Source organism: Luteimonas sp. A277 (genome assembly GCF_054052045.1).
Genome location: NZ_JBSVRG010000006.1, coordinates 193068 through 211150 on the forward strand (window position 1 = coordinate 193068; position 18083 = coordinate 211150).

Genomic DNA, 18083 nt, shown 5'->3' on the forward strand with positions numbered 1-18083 from the left:
CTACACCCATCCGCGCATGGCCAGCGACACCGGTGCGCCATCGCCCACCACGAAGTGATCCAGCAGGCGCACGTCCACCAGGGCCAGCGCCTGCTTGAGCTGCGCGGTCACCGCACGATCGGCCGCTGAAGGCTCGGGGCAGCCGCTTGGATGGTTATGGCCAACGATCAGCGCCGCCGCATTGTGTGCCAGGGCCCTGCGCACCACCTCGCGCGGATGCACCTCGGCGCCGTCGATGGTGCCGCGGAACAGTTCCTCGAAGGCCAGCGCGCGGTGGCGGGTATCCAGAAACAGCACGGCAAATACCTCATGCGGATGGCTGCGCAGGCGCTGGGCGAAATACATGCCTGCGGCCTTGGGGTCGGTCAAGGCGTCGCCACGTTCGAGCCCGGCAGCAAGGAAGCGGTTGCACAGCTCGAGCGCCGATGCCAACCGCGAAGCTCGGGCCGGCCCGATCCCGGGCAGCTTGGACAGCTCCGTAGCACTGCGCTCCAGCAGGGCGCGCAGCGGCCCGTGTTCGGCCAGCAGCTTGCGTGCGGTGGACACCGCGTCCTGGCCACGCACGCCGGAGCCGAGGAATATCGCCAGCAGCTCCGCGTCGGACAGGATCGCCGGGCCGCGGGCAAATAGTTTTTCCCGCGGACGCTCGCCGCTGGGCCAGTCTCGGATGCGCAAGGAGCACTCCTTCAGAGCAGATGAGAGGGCGGGACGGCGGCCGGACGCTTTGGGGCATGCCGCCGGTCAGGGGGAGGCCGGCCGGGGCGGCACGTGGCCGCCGTCCCGTGGTTCCAATTAGCGGCCACGCGGCGCATCGCCGCAGCCGGGCCACGCCGTGCGTTCGGGTAAGCTGTGGACTTGGACCGCGGTAGGACTTTCCCGACGCCATGGATCAGCCCGGAAACAACCTGCATGACCAGCGCATCCTGGTCTGCGTGGGCGGCGGCATTGCCGCCTACAAGGCCTGCGAACTGGTGCGTCGCCTGCGCGATGCGGGCGCCAGCGTGCGCGTGGCAATGACCGACAGCGCGCAGCGATTCGTGAGCCCCACCAGCTTCCAGGCGCTGTCGGCCGAGGCCGTGCGCACCTCGCTCTGGGACGCGCAGGCGGAAGCATCCATGGGTCACCTGGAGCTGGCCGGTTGGGCCGATCGGATCGTGGTGGCTCCGGCCACGGCCAACCTCATCGCGCGCCTTGCCCACGGTTTTGCCAACGACCTGGTCACCACCCTGTGCCTGGCCAGCGAGGCGCCGCTGACCATCGCCCCGGCCATGAACCACCGCATGTGGAAGCACCCCGCCACCCAGGCCAACGTGGACACGCTGCGCGGCCGCGGCGCCCGGGTGATCGGCCCCGACGACGGCCCACTTGCCGAAGGCGAGTCAGGCCCGGGCCGGCTGGCAGAGCCGATGGCCATCGTGGCAGCGCTCGTGGCGGCGCTGGGCCGATGAGCGGAGTGTTGGCAGGCAAGCGGGTGCTGATCAGTGCCGGCCCCACCTATGAAGACATCGACCCGGTGCGCTTCATCGGCAACCGCAGCAGCGGCAAGATGGGCTTTGCCTTGGCGGCCGCCGCGGTCGGTCGCGGAGCCAGCGTGGTGCTGGTGGCCGGGCCGACATCTCTGGTCACGCCCGGAAACGTGCGCCGCATCGACGTGCGTTCCGCTGCACAGATGCGCGACGCGGTGCTGTCCGCGCTGCCGGCGGACGTGTACCTCAGTGCTGCAGCGGTGGCCGATTACACCCCGCGCACCGCGGTGGGGGAGAAGATCAAGAAGTCCGGCGACACCATGGTGCTGGAGCTGGTGCCCACCGCCGACATCCTGGCCGAGGTCGCCCGACACCCGCAGCGTCCGGAGATGGTGGTCGGCTTTGCCGCCGAAACCGGCAACCTCGAGCAGCATGCACGCGGCAAACTTGAAGCCAAACGCCTGGACATGATCGCCGCCAACCTGGTGGGCGTGGCCGGCAGCGGGTTCGAGAGCGATCACAACGCGCTGTCGGTGTACTGGCCTAGCGGGCAGCGTCAGCTCGGCCCGGGCCCCAAGACCCGACTGGCCGGTGAGCTGCTGGACCTGGTCGCCGGACGCCTTCCCTGACAACTACGGAAACCCCGCATGCACCACACCCTGCAGGTCAAACTGCTCGATGCCAGATATGGCGATGCCTGGCCACTGCCCGCCTATGCCACCGAAGCCAGTGCCGGGCTCGACCTGCGTGCGGCCCTGGACGCGCCGATGGTGCTGGCGCCCGGCGCGGCGGAACTGGTGCCTTCGGGCCTGGCGATCCATATCGCCGATCCGGGCCTGTGCGCGATGGTGCTGCCGCGCTCCGGCCTGGGGCACAGGCACGGTATCGTCCTGGGCAACGGCACCGGGCTGATCGATGCCGACTACCAGGGGCCGCTCATGATCAGCGTATGGAACCGCGGCGACCAGGCGTACACCATCGAACCGGGTGATCGAATTGCCCAGTTGGTGGTAATGCCGATCGTGCGGGCGACTCTTGAAGTAGTGGATACTTTCATTGACAGCGCACGGGGTGCCGGGGGATTCGGGCACACCGGGCGGCGCTGACCAGGGGGAAAGGACATGAACGCAGAGCAGTCCCGGAAGACGCGTCAGATGCTGGCGCACGCACGGCCGCTGATGCCGCTGCTGGCCGTGGCGCTGGCGGTGCTGGCCCTGTGGCTGGCCTGGAGCGGCTGGCAGCAGATGCAGGACGAGAGCCGCCGTGGCGCGCTGGGCCAGGCGCGCGATGGCGTAGCCCACGCCACCGCGCGCAGCGTCGGTGGCGAGCTGGAGCGGCTGTCGTCGCGGCTGGAGTCCGCGCCGGTGCAGGCGGCCCTGACTGCCGGAGACCTGGAAGCGGCTTCGGCGGCGATGGCTGCCGACTGGCCCAACCTTGAAGAGCTGGCGGTCTACGGGCCCGACCTTGAGAGCGTTTATACCGGCCTGGGCGAAAACGGGTTTGGCCGCGCCGCGGTGCTGGAAGGCGCCTTGGTGGCGGAGCAGCCGGTGGCCTGGGTGATCAGCGAAGACGGCTCGCCACGCCTGGCCCTGGCGGCGCCAGCGCGCGCTGGTGGGGCGCTGGTGGGCGCGGCGTTTGTCCGCTTGCCATTGACGCGCGCCACCCTGGCCACCGAGCAGGCCGCGATCCAGGAGTCGGAGATGTACCTGGCCCTGCGCCAGGGTGGTGTGACCCTGCTTGAGCGCGGCAATTCCGATTACATCGAGGCCGCCGAACGGATGTCGATGCCGGTGTCCGGCACCGGCATGCGCGTGGTCGCGGCGGCGCCGGCGGCGCCGGCGGCCCCTTTCGGGCTGCGCGGCTTTACGCCTTTCGTCACGGCACTTGTGTTGCTGTTCATGGCTTATCTGAGCTGGCGCGTCGCGCCGAAGCTGTTGCAAATGGAGGAAACAGTGGAAGAAGAATCCCCTACCCTGAGCCAGTCGCTGCAGGCCGATCCCGCCCCGGAGGCGAAGTCGGCCCAGACCGGTGCAGGCGAGGCCAAGGCCAGGACGCCGGCGGTGAAAATCGACCGCGGCATCTTCCGCGCCTATGACATCCGCGGCGTGGTCGGGCAATCGCTGGACGTGGGCGTTGCGGAGCTGATCGGCCATGCCATCGGTTCGCTGATGCGCGAACAGGACCTGACCGACATCGTTGTCGGCCGCGACGGCCGGCTGTCCGGTCCGGACATGGTGTCCGGCCTGGTCGCGGGCCTGCGCAAGGCGGGCCGCAACGTGATTGATATCGGCCTGGCGCCGACCCCGGTGGTGTATTTCGGCGCCTTCCACCTGCGCACCGGCTGCTGCGTGTCGGTGACCGGCAGCCACAACCCGCCGGACTACAACGGCTTCAAGATCGTGGTCGGCGGCGAGACGCTGTCCGGCGATGCGGTCGTCGACCTGTACTCGCGCATTGCCGATGACCGGCTGTACACGGCGAATGCGCCGGGCGGCCTGAGCGAGCGCGATATCAGTGACGAGTACGTGGACCGGATTGCCGGCGACGTGCAGACCGAGCGCCGGCTCAAGGTGGTGGTGGACGCCGGCAACGGCGTGGCCGGCGAGATCGGCCCGCGGGTGCTGGAGGCGATCGGCTGCGAGGTGGTGCCGCTGTACTGCGAGATCGACGGCACCTTCCCCAACCATCACCCCGATCCCAGCGAGCCGGAGAATCTGGAGGACCTGATCAACATGGTCCAGCGGCTGGATGCCGACCTGGGCATTGCCTTCGACGGTGACGGCGACCGCCTGGGCGTTGTGACGAGGGACGGCGAGAACATCTTCCCCGACCGACTGCTGATGCTGTTCGCAGCCGACGTGCTGGAGCGCAATCCGGGCGCGGTGATCGTCTATGACGTCAAGTGCACCGGCCGGTTGCCTGGGCACATCCTGCGCCACGGAGGCAGCCCGCTGATGTGGAAGACCGGGCATTCGCTGATCAAGGCGAAGATGCGCGAGGTCGAGGCCGAGCTGGCCGGCGAAATGAGCGGCCACTTCTTCTTCGCCGAGCGCTGGTACGGCTTCGACGACGGCATCTATTCCGCCGCCCGGCTGCTGGAAATCCTGGCCGCGCGCGACGAGACCCCGTCGGAGATCCTTTCCGCCCTGCCCGCCGGCGTGTCCACGCCGGAGATCAAGGTGCCGGCACCGGGCGATGACCCGCATGAGTTCGTCGAACGCTTCCAGGCCGCGGCCGAGCTGGAGGGTGCGCGCCTGTCGACCATCGACGGGGTGCGCGCGGACTGGAATGATGGCTGGGGCCTGGTGCGCGCCTCCAACACCACCCCGGTGCTGGTGTTGCGCTTCGACGCCGATGACCAGACCACCCTGGAGCGGATCCAGAACGTGTTCCGCGGGCAGCTGCTGAAGATCGATCCGGAGCTGGAACTTCCGTTCTGACTTCTGGTGCGGGGTTTTCCTACCCCGCGGATGCGCAGCTCCTGATGGCGCGGATTCGCGGCCCGGGTAATGGTGTCTCCAACGCCATTGCCAGGGATGGGCCATGCGTATCGCACTTGTCCTGCTGTTGTCGCTGCTGCTGGGATTGCCGGCAGCTGCCGCTCCGCCGCGGCTCATGCTGGCGACCGACTACCGCGACGGAGTCGATGTCGCCGAATACTTCGTCAGCGAGAAGCTCGACGGCGTGCGCGGACACTGGGATGGCCGCGCGCTGTGGACGCGTGGCGGCCACCGTGTCCCGGCGCCCGACTGGTTCATCGCCGGCTGGCCGGCGGTGCCCATGGACGGCGAGCTGTGGGCCGGACGCGGCCGCTTCGAGGACGTCAGCGGCATCGTGCGGACGCAGGGAGGAGAGCACCCCGGCTGGCACGAAGTGCGGTTCATGGTCTTCGACCTGCCCGCGCACGAAGGCCCCTTTGCCGCACGCGTGGAAGCCATGCGAACCCTGTTGTCCGCGACTGGCGTAGCCTGGCTGCGACCGGTGGAGCAGCGCCGCCTCACAACGCCGGCCCGGTTGCAGGCCTTGATGCAGGAGGTGGTGGATGCCGGCGGCGAGGGTCTGATGCTGCAGCACCATGAGGCGCGCTACCGCACCGGACGCAGTGATGCCCTGCTGAAGCTCAAACCCTTCCAGGACGCCGAAGCCCGGGTAGTGGGCTACACCCCCGGCCGCGGCAAATACACCGGCCAGGCCGGTGCCCTGGTGGTGGAGCGCCCGGACGGACTGCGCTTTCGCATCGGCAGCGGCCTGAGCGATGCCCTGCGCGCCGACCCGCCCGCCATCGGCCTGCACGTGACCTACCGCTACAACGGTTTCACCGCCAATGGCGTGCCGCGCTTTGCCCGCTACCTGCGGGTCCGCCATGAGATGCCGCCGCCCGATCCGGACTGATCACTGATGGTGCGGCTGCATGGCCCGGGGCCAGGTTTCAACACAAATGAGACAATGGTGCCTGTTCATGTCAGTGCGAGCTCCATCATGAGTACCCTTCCCGACTGCCCGAAATGCAGTTCCAGCTATGCCTACGAAGACCGCAACCTTCTGGTCTGCCCCGAGTGCGGGCATGAGTGGTCTCCACAGGAGCAGGCCGCCCAGGCGGTTGCGGCGGAACAGGCGGCTGAGGTGCGTGATGCCAACGGCAATCCGCTCGCCGACGGCGATACGGTGATTGTGATCAAGGACCTGAAGTTGAAGGGGTCCTCACAGGTGATCAAGGGCGGGACCAAGGTCCGCAGCATCCGTCTGGTGGATGGTGATCACGACATCGATTGCCGGATCGAAGGCATTGGTCCGATGCAGCTCAAGTCGGAGTTCGTGCGCAAGGCCTGAAGCTGAAAGCAGGGGCTGATGGGTCGTCGGGGCGCCGGGCGCCGATACCCTTGTATGCGAATGTCCCCCGGCGATGGCCTGCGGCCACCGCCTCCTCCTTGATTTCGCACACAAGGGCATCGCCACCCGCGTGCCGGATTCGCGGTGGTTCAAAAGCAAAAGCCGGGGCCCATCAGGTCACGGCGCGCTGAAGCGAAGGCATGAGCTCTTTCCGGGACTCCTGCCCAGAGAGCATCACTTGGATACAGGCAGAAAGAAGAACGGCCCGCATGAGCGGGCCGTTCTTCTCCTGATCGCTGCAACTGTCGACCAGTTCCGGCCGATCAGGCGTCCGGTCTGTCGTTGTTCCTGCGCCGATCCAGATACTCCTGTGCCCAGCGCTCGGTGATCCGCCCAGCCGCCTCGCGGCCACCCAGCCCGAACGCCAGCGCAGTCGCCACCGCCACCGCACCCAGCACCAGCCCGAACGCCAGATTGACGATGTCATCGGCGATGCCCATCGCCCGCAGGCCCATGGCCAGCACCAGCCCGAGGATCGCGACGCGGGCGATCCGCGCCAGCCCGGCACGTCCATCCGGGTTGGCGCGCTGGATCGCACGCGCAGCCACGTCAGCCAGCCAGTAGCCGATCACCAGGATCGCCGCGCCCAGCAGTACGTCGGCGCCAAAGGCGATGAAGGTGGCCAGCAGATCACGCACCCCGGTAAAGCCCAGCCGGTGCGCGGCTTCCACCGTGGCGAAGAGCATGATGAAGAACAGCGCCACCTGGCCGGCGAAGGCCGACAGGCTGGTGCGTGCCGGCACGACGGCCGCAGCGGGCTCAGCGCGCGCCCCAGGAATGGCCCTTTCACCCGGCTCCAGGGCACCCGGCTCCGGCACACCCGGCGCGGCCGGGATGGCGGATCCTGGCGCAGGATCACCGCTCTCAAACGCATGGCCCATGCCCAGCCGCGCCGGCAGCCGGTCAAAGCCGAGGTTGGCCAGCAGCTTGGTCACCAGGCCTGCCACAAAGCGGCCGAGGAACCAGGCCAGCAGCAGGATCAGCGTCGCGGCCAGAATGTTGGGGATCGCCACCAGGAACATGTTCAGCATGTTCCGCGCCGGATCGGAGATCGCCGAGATTGCCAGCGCGTCCAGCGCCGCAATCAGGGTCGGCACGATCACCAGGATGAAGGCCAGGGTGCCGCCCAGCTTGGACAGCTTCACCCCTTCGGTCAGGTGCTCGCGGTTGCTGAAGCGGTCGACCCCCGCGGCTTCAAGCAGGTTGGTGACCAGCCCGCGCAGTACCTTGGCAATGAGCCAGCCAACCAGGCCGATCACCACCGCGCCGAAGATGTTGGGCAGGGCCGCGGTGAACTGCGTGGTCATGGTGGTCAACGGACCCATCAGTCCGTCGATGCGCAATGCGCCTACGATCGCAGGCAGGAACAGCAGGATCACCAGCCAGTACACCACGTTGCCCAGTACCGAGGAGAGCGGCTTGATCCCTGCGGATTCGGACAGCTTCTCGTCCCACTGTCCGGCGGCCATCAGGCGGTTGATTCCGGCGCGCAGCACCGTGGCCAGCAGCCACGCCACCAGCGCCAGGATCCCGGCCAGCACGATGCGCGGCAGGTACAGCATGACCTCGGCAACGAGTGCCGAGAATGGCGCGTACAGCCCGTCAAAACGCAGCACGCTGAACACGCCGATGAGGGTGATGATGATGATGAACCAGAAGCCGATCGATGCCGCGATGCCGACCACATCCAGCCTGCTTGCAGCCGGGTCCTGGGCCTGGCTGTGGATGCGTTCGTTGACGCGCAGGCGGCCGAGGCCGTTGCGGATCAGGCTACGGACCAGGAGGGCCACCAGCAGGCCGACGACAAGGATGGCCACGGCGCCCAGCACCGAGGGCAGGTACTGGCCCAGACTGGCTTCGAACTGGCGGGAAAAAGTGCTTGGATCCATGAGGTCCCCTCTTCCTTGCGGATAGTGACAGGCGTATTCGTGCCGCCGCCCTGGCTGCAGGTGGCGTCGAAGGGGGTCGCCAGGTGCACATTCTTCCCGCAGACGGCTTTGCAAAAGACACCGCGTGCCGGATCGGGACCTCCCCCGATAGGAGCGCAATCACCCTAGCATGTGACAGGGAGCGCTGTTTCCATGGATCCGCGGTGCGGGTGCGCAGCCCGGCCCGGGCACAAGGAGGCCTGGATCAGTCCTGGCCGCGACGCCCGGCGGTGAGGCTGCGATAGCGCTCGCGGGCTTCCTGCAGATCGGCATCCAGTTCTTCGCGTTCCCGCAGCTGCTGCTCCAGGATCGCCTGCTGGCGCATCAGGTCGCCGTGCTGGCTGACGATGTTGTCCGCCATCGGTTTGGCTACCGGCTGGCCCTGCAGCTCGGCCTCCGCCGCCTTGCGCAGCTGGGTCAGCAGGCTCATGCGCAGGTTGGCCACGCCCATCTGCGAGGTCTTGACCGACTCGTCGATGAGGATGATGCGGTTGTCGTAGGCGCGTTCCAGCTCGGCCTCGGTGCTGTAGGACTCGACCATGGCCATGTCGCGCCGGCGTTCGGCGGCGTCCGCTTCGACCTGTTGTGCCGCCAGCCGCGCCTCGGCCTCGACGGCGGTGCGCTCCTCATCGCTCAGTGCCCGGCCCACCTGGCCGCGGACCCGGCCGGTGCTGGCGCTGATCTCGGTACGGGCGGCGTCGACGGCGGAGGCGGGCAGGGCGTCACCGCAGATCTTGCGACCGGCCTGTTCCCAGCAATACAGGCGCCGCTCGGTGCTGCCGCGCTGCGCCAGCGCAGCGGAGGACACGAGGACAAGCAGGATGAAAAGTCCTGGCAGGATGATGAAGCCGATGCGGGCCATGGCGTTGGTCATTGTTCCGTCCCCCCGGTCGGTCGAATGCGTCTTCAGGCGGCGCCGTAGCGCGTACGGTAATCGCGCAGGCGCGCCTGCTCAGTCGACAGTGTCGCGCTTTCACCGGTGAACGCAAGCAGATCTTCAAGTCCGGCCACCGCCACCACCGGGATCGCGTGCTCGGTGGCAACCGCTTGGGCGGCCGAGCGGCGCGGGCTGGCGTCGGTGTCGATCACCTCCTGCCGGTCCAGCGCGATTACGATCCCGGCCGGAATGCCGCCCGCCGCGGTGATCAGCCCCAGCGCGTGGCGGACCGCGGTGCCGGCGGTGATCACGTCATCCACCACCAGCACGCGGCGTCCGGCCATGGGCGCGCCGATCAGCGAGCCGCCCTCGCCGTGGGCCTTGGCTTCCTTGCGGTCAAAGGCGACCGGCAGGTCGCGGCCACGGCCGGCGAATTCACACGCCAGTGCGGTGGCCAGCGGGATGCCCTTGTAGGCCGGCCCGAACAGCAGGTCGAAATCCGTACCCGCCGCCTCCAGCGCGTCGGCGTAGCAGCTGGCCAGTGCCGCCAGCCGCGCACCCGAATCAAAGTGGCCGGCATTGAAGAAATAAGGACTGGTGCGCCCGCTCTTGAGCACGAACTCCCCGAAGCGCAGGGCATCGGCCTCGATGGCCAGGCGGAGGAAGCGGGAGCGGTGGTCGGTCATTGCATGCGGCGGTGGTCCGGGGACTGCATGTTAAGGCACCTGGCGGCGCCCACGCCTACGCAAGGCCTTAACCCCGGCGGGTTATGGTGGCGAGGCGGCAGGGGAGGGCATTGATTACGCGCAATGCAGCGCGCCGCCCCGGCATCCAGAATGGGCAATGATCAGAGGCAGGAGCGAAGCAATGGGCAAACGATGGAGGATCGCGCTGATGGCGGGCGCGGTGGCCGCGATTGTGGCCGGCGGCGTGGCGTGCACGCAGGGCGATAGCGCGGACGACAACGCAAGGGCGCAGGGCGGGATCGCGGACGGCGCGCAGGATGACATTGCAAGCGAGCAGGGCGATATCGCGGCCGACAACGCGAGCACGCAGGACGACAGCGCGGCCCGCAACGTGAGCACGCAGGACGGTGGCGCGGTTGACACCCTGCGCCAGACCGCCTCGTCGCTGTTCGGTGTCATTCCTGATCCGCCGACCGAAGTCAGCGGCCGCCCGGTGACCACGGAGCGGGTGGAGCTTGGCCGGATGCTGTTCTTCGAGCCGCGCCTCTCGCGCAGCCACGTGATCACCTGCAACACCTGCCACAGCATCGGCACCGGCGGCGCCGACAACGTGCCGGCCTCGGTCGGCCACGGCTGGCAGCGCGGCCCGCGCAACTCGCCCACGGTGTTCAACGCGGTGTTCAACGCCGCCCAGTTCTGGGACGGCCGCGCCGCGGACCTGGCCGAGCAGGCCGGCGGACCGGTGCAGGCGAGCGTGGAGATGAACAGCACGCCGGAGCTGGTGGTGGAAACCCTGTCGAGCATCCCGCAGTACGTGGAGCTGTTCCGCGAAGCGTTCCCGGATTCGGGCGGCATCACCTTTGAGGACATGACGGTGGCCCTGGAGGCGTTCGAGACCACCCTGGTCACACCCGGCGCACCGTTTGATCGCTGGCTCGAAGGCGACGACAGCGCCATGACCGCCACCCAGGTCGAGGGCCTGCAACTGTTCTTCGAGACCGGCTGCGCCTCGTGCCACAACGGCGTCAACTTCGGCGGCCAGAGCTACTTCCCGTTCGGCGTGCTCGAGCGCCCGGGCGCCGACATCCTGCCTGAAGAGGACAAGGGCCGGTTCGAAGTCACCGCCACCGCCACCGACGAGTACGTATTCCGCGCCTCGCCGCTGCGCAACGTGGAGCTGACCGCGCCCTACTTCCACTCCGGCCAGGTGTGGAGCCTGGAGCAGGCGGTGGCGATCATGGGCACCTCGCAGCTGGGCCGGGAGATCAGCGACGAGGAAGCGGAGAAGATCGCGGCCTTCCTGCGCACGCTCACCGGGCTTCAGCCGGAGGTGGTCTACCCGATCCTGCCGCCGAGCACGACGGACACCCCATCACCGGAGCGATAGTCCGACACGAAGCCCGGGGTTGGGAGCCCGACGGCGCGGTAGGGTAACCTTGCCGCGCCGTCTTTTTTCCGGAGCTCCATGCGCATCGTCAGCTTCAACGCCAACGGTATCCGTTCGGCTGCAAACAAGGGTTTTTTCGACTGGTTCGCCACCCAGGACATCGACATCCTGTGTGTGCAGGAGACCAAGGCCCAGGAGCACCAGCTCTCCGCCGAGGTGTTCCGCCCGCCTGGCTATCACGTGGCTTTTCGCGATGCGAGCACCAAGAAGGGCTACAGCGGCGTGGCGATCTACAGCCGCCGCGAGCCGGATGAGCTGCGTACCGAACTTGGCTGGGCGCCGTTTGATGAGGAAGGTCGTTATATCGAGGCCCGCTTCGGCAACCTCAGCGTGGTGTCGTTCTACATCCCGTCCGGGTCGTCCGGCGAGCTGCGCCAGGGCTACAAGTTCGAAGTGATGGATTGGCTCAGGCCGATCCTGGACGAGTGGCTGGCCAGCGGCCGCGACTACGTGCTGTGCGGGGACTGGAACATCGTGCGCGCGCGCAACGACATCAAGAACTGGTCCAGCAACCAGAAGAATTCCGGCTGCCTGCCGCCGGAACGGGCCTGGCTCAACGGCCAGATCGCCGATGCCTGTGGCGACGGCTCGCCGCAGCCCGACCATGGCTGGGTCGATACCTTCCGCGCGCTCAAGCCCGACGAGGTCGAATACACGTGGTGGTCCAATCGTGGCCAGGCGCGGGCCAACAACGTCGGCTGGCGGCTCGACTACCAGCTGGTGACGCCGTCGCTGCGTGACCGGCTGGTGGCCTGCTCGGTCCTGCGCGAGCCGCGTTACTCCGACCACGCGCCGTACATCGTGGACTACCGCGAGTGAGCCAAGGGCCGGCGCAGGCGGCGGCGCCCGCCGGCTCGCGCTGGTCGCGGGCGTTTGCCACCTACGGCAAACCGCGGATGGCCTCCATGTTCGCGCTCGGCTTTTCCGCCGGGCTGCCGTTCCTGCTGGTCTTCAGCACGCTCACCGCGTGGCTGACCGAGGCCGGGGTCACCCGCGGCGCGATCGGGTTCTTTACCTGGATCGGCATTACCTATTCGATCAAGGTGTTCTGGGCGCCGGTGGTGGACCGGGTGCCGCTGCCGCTGCTGGGCCGGTTGCTGGGCCAGCGCCGCAGCTGGATCCTGCTGGCCCAGCTGGTGATCGTGGCCGGGCTGGCCGGGATGGCGCTGACCGATCCGATGGCCGACCTGGTGCGCCTGGCCCTGTTCGCCCTGCTGGTGGCGTTCGGTTCGGCCACCCAGGACATCGCCATCGATGCCTGGCGGATCGAGGCCGCGCCGCCGGCGGAACAGGCGGCGATGTCGGCCACCTACGTGTTCGGCTATCGCATGGCCCTGCTGGCTGCCGGCGCGGGGGCCCTGCACATGGCCGCGCGGATGGACTGGAGCCAGGTGTACCTGGCCATGGCCGCGCTGATGGGGCTGGGCGTGCTGGCCACCCTGCTCAGCCGCGAGCCGCAGGTGCAGCGGCGCACCGACGTGGCGTTCATGGAGCCTGCGGCGCAAACGTTCTATCGCCGCAACGCCCACCTGCCGGCTCCGCTGCGCACCGCGATTGCCTGGGTGATCGGCGCAGTGGTGTATCCGTTCGTGGATTTCTTCAAGCGCTACGGGCCGCATTCGCTGGTGGTGCTGCTGCTGGTGGGGACCTTCCGCATCAGCGACATCTCCATGGGCGCCATGGCCAACCCGTTCTATCTGGACCTGGGGTTCACCAAGCAGCAGATCGCCAACATCTCCGGTATCTACGGCATTGTCATGACCATCCTCGGCGGGCTGGTTGGCGGCGTGCTTACCGTGCGCTACGGCCTGCTGCGGGTGCTGCTGGCGGGCGCGGTGCTGTCGGCGGCCACCAACCTGCTGTTCGCGCTGATGGCGCTGGTGGGCGCTGAGCCGTGGATGCTGGTGGTCACCATCAGCGGCGACAACTTCTTTGCCGGGCTGGCAATGGCGGTGTTCATCGCCTGGCTGTCCAGCCTCACCTCGGCCAGCTACACGGCTACCCAGTACGCGCTGTTCAGTTCGCTGATGACCCTGCCGGGCAAGTTCATCGGCGGCTTCAGCGGGCAGGTGGTGGATGCAGTTGGCTGGTTCAACTACTTCATCTATGTGGCGGCGATCGGTATTCCCGCGGTGGTGCTGTGCCTGTACCTGATTGTGCGCGAGCGGCGACTGCGGACGCAGGCGCGGGACAGCCCGCCGGACGCCCGGTCGGACGCCCAGCCGGGTTGAGACTACGGGTTATCCCCAGATTGCCCGCACGGTGTGGAATGTGGCAATTTCGCAGCCGGTCCATGGGGGAGGCTGCAAAGTGACGGAAGTCGTATTCAGGAATGCTGACGAGACGCTGTTGGACCGCATTGAGCGGATTGCCAGGCGCCGCGGCTGGGACATGTCGAAAGCGCTCACTTACGTACTGGAGCGTGGCCTGCATGCCTGTGAGGGGAGCGACGGCGCTTTTGAAGGGGGCGAAGCCGAGGCGTTGCAGGCTGCGCTGGAGGCTCTGGGCAATATCCCCGACGATCCGGGCTTTGCCATGATCGGCAGGGTCGCGCGGAGCCACTGATCCGGTAGGGCGAAAGCTCCCCGGGGCGGCCGGATCATACCGGCTGGATCAGGCCGGATAAATGGCGCCGAGGATCCTGGGCCCGGCGGCACCGGTCACCGACGGCAGGTTGCCGGCCAGTCCAAGCGCGGTCTGACGGGCGAGCCAGGCGAATCCCATGGCTTCCACGTAATCCGGGTCCAGACCGTGGACGGCGCTGGATTCCACTCTGCAGTCCGGCAGCCGGGCGGCGAGCGCCGCCATCAGGATCGGGTTGTGCACGCCGCCGCCACAGGCGATGAGGCGCCTGGTCTGCGGCTGCGTTGCGCGCAGGGCGTCAACCACGGTGTGGGCGGTCAAGGCCAGCAGGGTGGCCTGCACGTCGGCGGGGGATTCGTTTCCGCGCAGCTGCGCCTGTACCCAGTCCAGGTGGAACTGGTCGCGGCCGGTCGATTTGGGCGCCGGCCGGGAAAACCACGGCTCAGCCAGCAGCCGCGCCAGCAGCGCATCATCCACCTGGCCGCTGGCGGCAAACGCGCCGTCGCGGTCGAAGGCCTGGCCGGTATGGCGCTGGCACCAGGCATCCATCAGGCCGTTGGCCGGGCCGGTATCAAAGCCCCGCACTGCCCGGTCATCGGAGCCCGCGCCGCTTGGCAGCAGCGTCAGGTTGGCGATCCCGCCCAGGTTCAACACGGCGCGGTCTTCGCCATTGCTGTGCAGCAGGGCCGCGTGCAGGGCCGGCAGCAGCGGGGCGCCCTGGCCGCCGGCCGCCACGTCGCGGCTGCGGAAGTCGGCGACCACGGCGATGCCGGTGCGCTCGACCAGGATGGCGGGATCGCCCAGCTGCAGGGTGAAGGGGAAGGCGTTGTCGCCGTTGCGCCCGTGCGGGCGGTGGCGCAGGGTCTGGCCGTGGCATCCGATGGCCGCCACCCGGTCCGCCGCAATGCCGCGATCCGACAGCGCCGCCTCGACGGCATCGGCAAACGTGGCTCCGATACGCACGTGCAGCTCGCCGAATTCATCCAGGCCCAGCGGTGCGCTGGACTGGCCGAGATCCACCAGCTGCCGGCGCAGGTCGGCAGGCCAGGGCCAGGCGTGGCCGGACAGCAGCCGCGGCGGTGCATCGGCGGCGAAATCCACCAGCGCCACGTCGATGCCGTCGGCGCTGGTGCCGGACATCAGGCCCAGGTAGAGGCTTCGCTCAATCGGGATCGGGAAGGACATGGCCATGCCGGCGCATCAGCGGCGCGCATCAGGAGTGCGCATCAGTAAGGGGCGTCGGCAATGTAGCCGTTGCCGGCGCCCGCTGCATGCAGCGGGGACAAAGAGGGCTCGTGGATCAGCCGCGGTTGCCGGAAACCTTGTCGCCGGTCGAAGCCAGCGCCGGCGCGGTTTCGGCCTGCTGGCGCGCGTAGTGCAGGGTTTCGTACTGCTCCATGCGGGCCAGGGTGGGGGCGGTCTCGGCCTTGAACCGGGCCAGCGTGGCGCCCTTGAGCGGCTCGGGCGGTGGCATGGTGACCTTGAGCGGGTCGCGGTGCGCGCCGTTGACGCGGAATTCGTAGTGCAGGTGCGGGCCGGTGGCCAGGCCCGTGGCGCCCACGTAGCCGATCACCTGGCCCTGCGACACGCGCTCGCCCTGGCGCGCGTTGCCGAACCGGGACATGTGCGCATACAGGGTGGTGTGGCCACGGCCGTGATCCAGGATCACCGTGTTGCCGTAGCCGCGCTGGCGGCCGCGGAACTGCACCCGGGCATCGCCGGCGGCCATGATCGGGGTGCCGGTACGGGCGGCGTAATCGACGCCGTTGTGCATGCGCATGGTGCCCAGGATCGGGTGCCTGCGGCTGCCGAAGCGCGAGCTCAGGCGTGCGAACTCGATCGGCGAGCGGATGAAGCTGCGCTTGAGCGGGCGGCCGTTGGCGTCGTAGTACTCCACCTTGCCATCGTTCTCGAAGCGGAACCCGGTAAAGGTCTTGCCACCGGTGGTGAAGGTGGCAGCCACCACCTCCCCGCTACCCACGCGCTCGCCCTCGCGCCACAGCTCCTCGACCACCGCCGAATAGCGGTCGCCGGGCTGCACCTGACGGGCGAAATCGATGTCGTACTGGAAGATGCGGTCGGTCAGGGTGGCAATCGCCCCCGGCGACAGGCCCGCCTGGCGCGCCGAGCCGAACAGCGAATTGCGGATCTCGCCGCTGATCACCGCGGTGTGCACTTCCACAGGACGCTCGATCACGTGCTCGGTGATCGCGGTGCCGGCCACGGCCAGCTCCACGCGTTCGGTGTTGCTGAGCTCGAAGCGGAAACCGCTCAGGCTGCCGGTGTCCGGGTCGAACTCGAACCCCAGCTCGGTGCCGGGGCGGATCCGCCCCAGGGCCTTTTCGGCCGACGCCGTCTCCAGGATGCTGTGCAGCAGGGTGACCGGCACGCCCTTGTTGGAAAAGATCTCGCCCAGTGTCTGGCCCGGCTGCACCGTGACCGTTTCCCAGTAGCTGGATGGCGCCGCGTCTTTTGCCGGGGCGGGAGCCAGCGGCAGGGCCAGGGCCATGGTGGACATGCGCATGTCGCCGCTGTCCGCCTGCATGGCACTGGAGAAGCCGGCGGGGAGCAGCGCGAAAATCAGCGCGCCTGCGGTGGCCAGCAAACTGGCCTGTCCCCACTGGCGCCGGGACCATCGACCGGTGAAACCGCGCGGCTGTCCTTGCGCCGAATCTACCGACCGCGCTTCGCCGGCAGCCACGTGATCAAGGTTGGCGATACGGACGAGACGGTTGCGTTCGGAGTCCGACGCAGGATCTGAAGACGTCATAGCGTTCCGTGTCTGAGTGAAGAGGGCGTCAGCGCGGTACGATAAAGACGTGAGAAGGTCGCGTCAAACGATTGATGGTATTGAGTTTCCTTTTTGCGCTAAAGCGTTAGAAATCCATTAACCCAGCGGACGGTGGTCACATTCAGCCTGTCCGCAGAGTCGAGAACCGCTGTGTCCCACGCCTCCCCCTCCGGCCCGGCCATTGAACAGATCGCCCGCGGCGCCGACGAGATCCTCAAATCCGACGAACTGGAAGCCCGTCTGGCCGCCGGCCGGCCGCTGCGGATCAAGGCCGGCTTCGACCCCACCGCGCCCGACCTGCACCTGGGACACACGGTGCTGTTGAACAAACTGCGCCAGTTCCAGGACCTGGGTCATACGGTGATTTTCCTGATCGGCGACTTCACCGGGATGATCGGCGACCCCTCAGGCAAGAGCGCGACCCGCCCGCCGCTCAGCCGCGAAGAGGTGCTGGCCAACGCCGAGACCTACAAGGCGCAGGTGTTCAAGGTGCTGGACCCGGAACGCACCGAGGAGCGCTTCAACTCGGAGTGGTTCGGCAAGATGGGCGCGGCGGACATGATCCGCCTCGCCTCGACCCATACCGTGGCGCGCATGCTCGAGCGCGATGACTTCGCCAAGCGCTACGGCGCGCAGCAGCCGATCGCCATCCACGAATTCCTCTACCCGCTGGTGCAGGGCTACGATTCGGTGGCGCTCCAGGCCGATGTGGAGCTGGGCGGCACCGACCAGAAGTTCAACCTGCTGATGGGCCGCGCGCTGCAGGAGCACCATGGCCAGAAGCCGCAGGTGGTGCTGACCATGCCGCTGCTGGTGGGCCTGGACGGGGTCAACAAGATGTCCAAGTCGCTGGGCAATTACATCGGCGTGACCGATCCGGCGATCGACTTCGTCAACAAGACGATGAAGATCGGCGACGGGCTCATGTGGGACTGGATCGAGCTGCTGAGCTTTGACATCGGTATCGAAGAAGTCGCCCGCCTGAGAGCCGAAGTGGACGCCGGCACGCTCAATCCGCGCGAGGTCAAGCTGCGCCTGGCGCGCGAGCTGGCCACCCGCTTCCACGATGCCGCCGCGGCCGAGCAGGCCATTGCAGGCTGGCATGCCGCGGTGACCGGACAGGGTGACACCTCGCTGCTGCCGCTGCAGGAAGTGGCGGTGCCGGCCGAGGGCCTGCGCGTTGCCGCGCTGCTCACCGCCGCCGGCATCACCCCGAGCAACTCCGAAGCCAACCGCAAGCTCAAGGAGCGTGCGGTGCGGATCGACGGGGTGGTGGTCGAAGACGCCTCGCGCGTGTTCAACCCGGGTTTCGAGGGCGTGTTGCAGGTAGGCAAGCGCAACTTCGCCCGGGTCCTGCTCGTCGCCGCCTGAGCGGAGCATCAATCCGCAGGTAGGAGCGTCCGCGGGTAGGAGCG

General features: G+C 68.1%; 15 protein-coding genes and 1 pseudogene. 10 read left to right on the top strand and 6 right to left on the bottom strand.

Translation table 11 applies throughout. The features are described 5' to 3' along the window. The gene (gene radC / locus ACW7G2_RS07910) at positions 1 to 675 is read right to left on the bottom strand and encodes a RadC family protein (RefSeq protein ID WP_456974477.1); all 675 of its coding nucleotides are present in this window, start codon (positions 673 to 675) and stop codon (positions 1 to 3) included. A 209-nt stretch (positions 676 to 884) separates the two neighbouring features. On the opposite strand from radC, the pseudogene coaBC reads away from it, so the two are divergent. The 5 genes and pseudogenes from coaBC (at position 885) to ACW7G2_RS07935 (ending at position 6296) form a co-directional block, all read left to right on the top strand. Continuing rightward, positions 885 to 2095: pseudogene (gene coaBC / locus ACW7G2_RS07915) on the top strand (bifunctional phosphopantothenoylcysteine decarboxylase/phosphopantothenate--cysteine ligase CoaBC). Between the two features lie 18 nt (positions 2096 to 2113). Next, positions 2114 to 2572, top strand: a complete 459-nt coding sequence (gene dut, locus ACW7G2_RS07920; RefSeq protein WP_456974479.1) for a dUTP diphosphatase — start codon at positions 2114 to 2116, stop codon at positions 2570 to 2572. Between the two features lie 15 nt (positions 2573 to 2587). Beyond that, positions 2588 to 4906: a phosphomannomutase/phosphoglucomutase gene (locus ACW7G2_RS07925; protein WP_456974481.1), complete on the top strand. Its 2319-nt coding sequence runs from the start codon at positions 2588 to 2590 to the stop codon at positions 4904 to 4906. 103 nt (positions 4907 to 5009) lie between these two features. After that, positions 5010 to 5858 carry a DNA ligase gene (locus ACW7G2_RS07930; protein ID WP_456974483.1) on the top strand — a complete coding sequence of 283 codons (849 nt, stop codon included), beginning with the start codon at positions 5010 to 5012 and terminating at the stop codon, positions 5856 to 5858. An 87-nt stretch (positions 5859 to 5945) separates the two neighbouring features. Continuing rightward, positions 5946 to 6296, top strand: a complete 351-nt coding sequence (locus tag ACW7G2_RS07935) for a zinc ribbon domain-containing protein YjdM (protein WP_456974485.1) — start codon at positions 5946 to 5948, stop codon at positions 6294 to 6296. Positions 6297 to 6619: 323 nt separating this feature from the next. On the opposite strand, the gene ACW7G2_RS07940 is transcribed toward ACW7G2_RS07935, so the two are convergent. From ACW7G2_RS07940 to pyrE, 3 genes are all read right to left on the bottom strand, one after another. Then, positions 6620 to 8245 (bottom strand): mechanosensitive ion channel, encoded by a 1626-nt coding sequence (locus tag ACW7G2_RS07940; protein WP_456974487.1) that lies wholly within the window; start codon positions 8243 to 8245, stop codon positions 6620 to 6622. A gap of 244 nt (positions 8246 to 8489) precedes the next feature. After that, positions 8490 to 9158: a hypothetical protein gene (locus ACW7G2_RS07945; RefSeq protein WP_456974489.1), complete on the bottom strand. Its 669-nt coding sequence runs from the start codon at positions 9156 to 9158 to the stop codon at positions 8490 to 8492. 32 nt (positions 9159 to 9190) lie between these two features. After that, positions 9191 to 9847, bottom strand: a complete 657-nt coding sequence (gene pyrE, locus ACW7G2_RS07950; protein ID WP_456974491.1) for an orotate phosphoribosyltransferase — start codon at positions 9845 to 9847, stop codon at positions 9191 to 9193. Positions 9848 to 10028: 181 nt separating this feature from the next. Here pyrE and ACW7G2_RS07955 point away from each other — a divergent pair, with 181 nt between their 5' ends. The 4 genes from ACW7G2_RS07955 to ACW7G2_RS07970 all read left to right on the top strand — a co-directional run bounded on the left by ACW7G2_RS07955 (position 10029) and on the right by ACW7G2_RS07970 (position 13859). Continuing rightward, positions 10029 to 11234 (top strand): cytochrome-c peroxidase, encoded by a 1206-nt coding sequence (locus tag ACW7G2_RS07955; protein ID WP_456974493.1) that lies wholly within the window; start codon positions 10029 to 10031, stop codon positions 11232 to 11234. 78 nt (positions 11235 to 11312) lie between these two features. Next, positions 11313 to 12113: an exodeoxyribonuclease III gene (locus ACW7G2_RS07960; RefSeq protein ID WP_456974495.1), complete on the top strand. Its 801-nt coding sequence runs from the start codon at positions 11313 to 11315 to the stop codon at positions 12111 to 12113. Next, a complete protein-coding gene (locus ACW7G2_RS07965; RefSeq protein WP_456974497.1) occupies positions 12110 to 13525 on the top strand; it encodes an AmpG family muropeptide MFS transporter in 1416 nt (471 codons plus the stop codon). Before ACW7G2_RS07960 ends, ACW7G2_RS07965 begins: the two co-directional genes overlap by 4 nt. 79 nt (positions 13526 to 13604) lie before the next feature. After that, positions 13605 to 13859, top strand: coding sequence for a hypothetical protein (locus ACW7G2_RS07970; protein WP_456974499.1), 255 nt, complete (start codon positions 13605 to 13607; stop codon positions 13857 to 13859). Between the two features lie 48 nt (positions 13860 to 13907). Here ACW7G2_RS07970 and ACW7G2_RS07975 read toward each other — a convergent pair whose 3' ends face one another. Then, entirely contained in the window at positions 13908 to 15062 is a 1155-nt protein-coding gene (locus tag ACW7G2_RS07975; protein WP_456974523.1) for an anhydro-N-acetylmuramic acid kinase, read from the bottom strand. Positions 15063 to 15177: 115 nt separating this feature from the next. Next, complete coding sequence (locus ACW7G2_RS07980) at positions 15178 to 16647, bottom strand: peptidoglycan DD-metalloendopeptidase family protein (RefSeq protein ID WP_456974501.1); 1470 nt, start codon at positions 16645 to 16647, stop codon at positions 15178 to 15180. 171 nt (positions 16648 to 16818) lie between these two features. On the opposite strand from ACW7G2_RS07980, the gene tyrS reads away from it, so the two are divergent. Next, on the top strand, positions 16819 to 18039 hold the full coding sequence (gene tyrS, locus ACW7G2_RS07985) for a tyrosine--tRNA ligase (protein ID WP_456974503.1): 1221 nt from the start codon (positions 16819 to 16821) through the stop codon (positions 18037 to 18039). Positions 18040 to 18083 lie beyond the last annotated feature (44 nt).

Coding starts and splice junctions, on each gene's coding strand:
- dut (WP_456974479.1), top strand. CDS start 2,114: ATGCACCACACCCTGCAGGTCAAACTGCTCGATGCCAGATATGGCGAT.
- ACW7G2_RS07935 (WP_456974485.1), top strand. CDS start 5,946: ATGAGTACCCTTCCCGACTGCCCGAAATGCAGTTCCAGCTATGCCTAC.
- ACW7G2_RS07975 (WP_456974523.1), bottom strand. CDS start 15,062: ATGTCCTTCCCGATCCCGATTGAGCGAAGCCTCTACCTGGGCCTGATG.
- ACW7G2_RS07930 (WP_456974483.1), top strand. CDS start 5,010: ATGCGTATCGCACTTGTCCTGCTGTTGTCGCTGCTGCTGGGATTGCCG.
- pyrE (WP_456974491.1), bottom strand. CDS start 9,847: ATGACCGACCACCGCTCCCGCTTCCTCCGCCTGGCCATCGAGGCCGAT.
- ACW7G2_RS07945 (WP_456974489.1), bottom strand. CDS start 9,158: ATGACCAACGCCATGGCCCGCATCGGCTTCATCATCCTGCCAGGACTT.
- ACW7G2_RS07960 (WP_456974495.1), top strand. CDS start 11,313: ATGCGCATCGTCAGCTTCAACGCCAACGGTATCCGTTCGGCTGCAAAC.
- ACW7G2_RS07955 (WP_456974493.1), top strand. CDS start 10,029: ATGGGCAAACGATGGAGGATCGCGCTGATGGCGGGCGCGGTGGCCGCG.
- ACW7G2_RS07980 (WP_456974501.1), bottom strand. CDS start 16,647: ATGACGTCTTCAGATCCTGCGTCGGACTCCGAACGCAACCGTCTCGTC.
- ACW7G2_RS07925 (WP_456974481.1), top strand. CDS start 2,588: ATGAACGCAGAGCAGTCCCGGAAGACGCGTCAGATGCTGGCGCACGCA.
- ACW7G2_RS07940 (WP_456974487.1), bottom strand. CDS start 8,245: ATGGATCCAAGCACTTTTTCCCGCCAGTTCGAAGCCAGTCTGGGCCAG.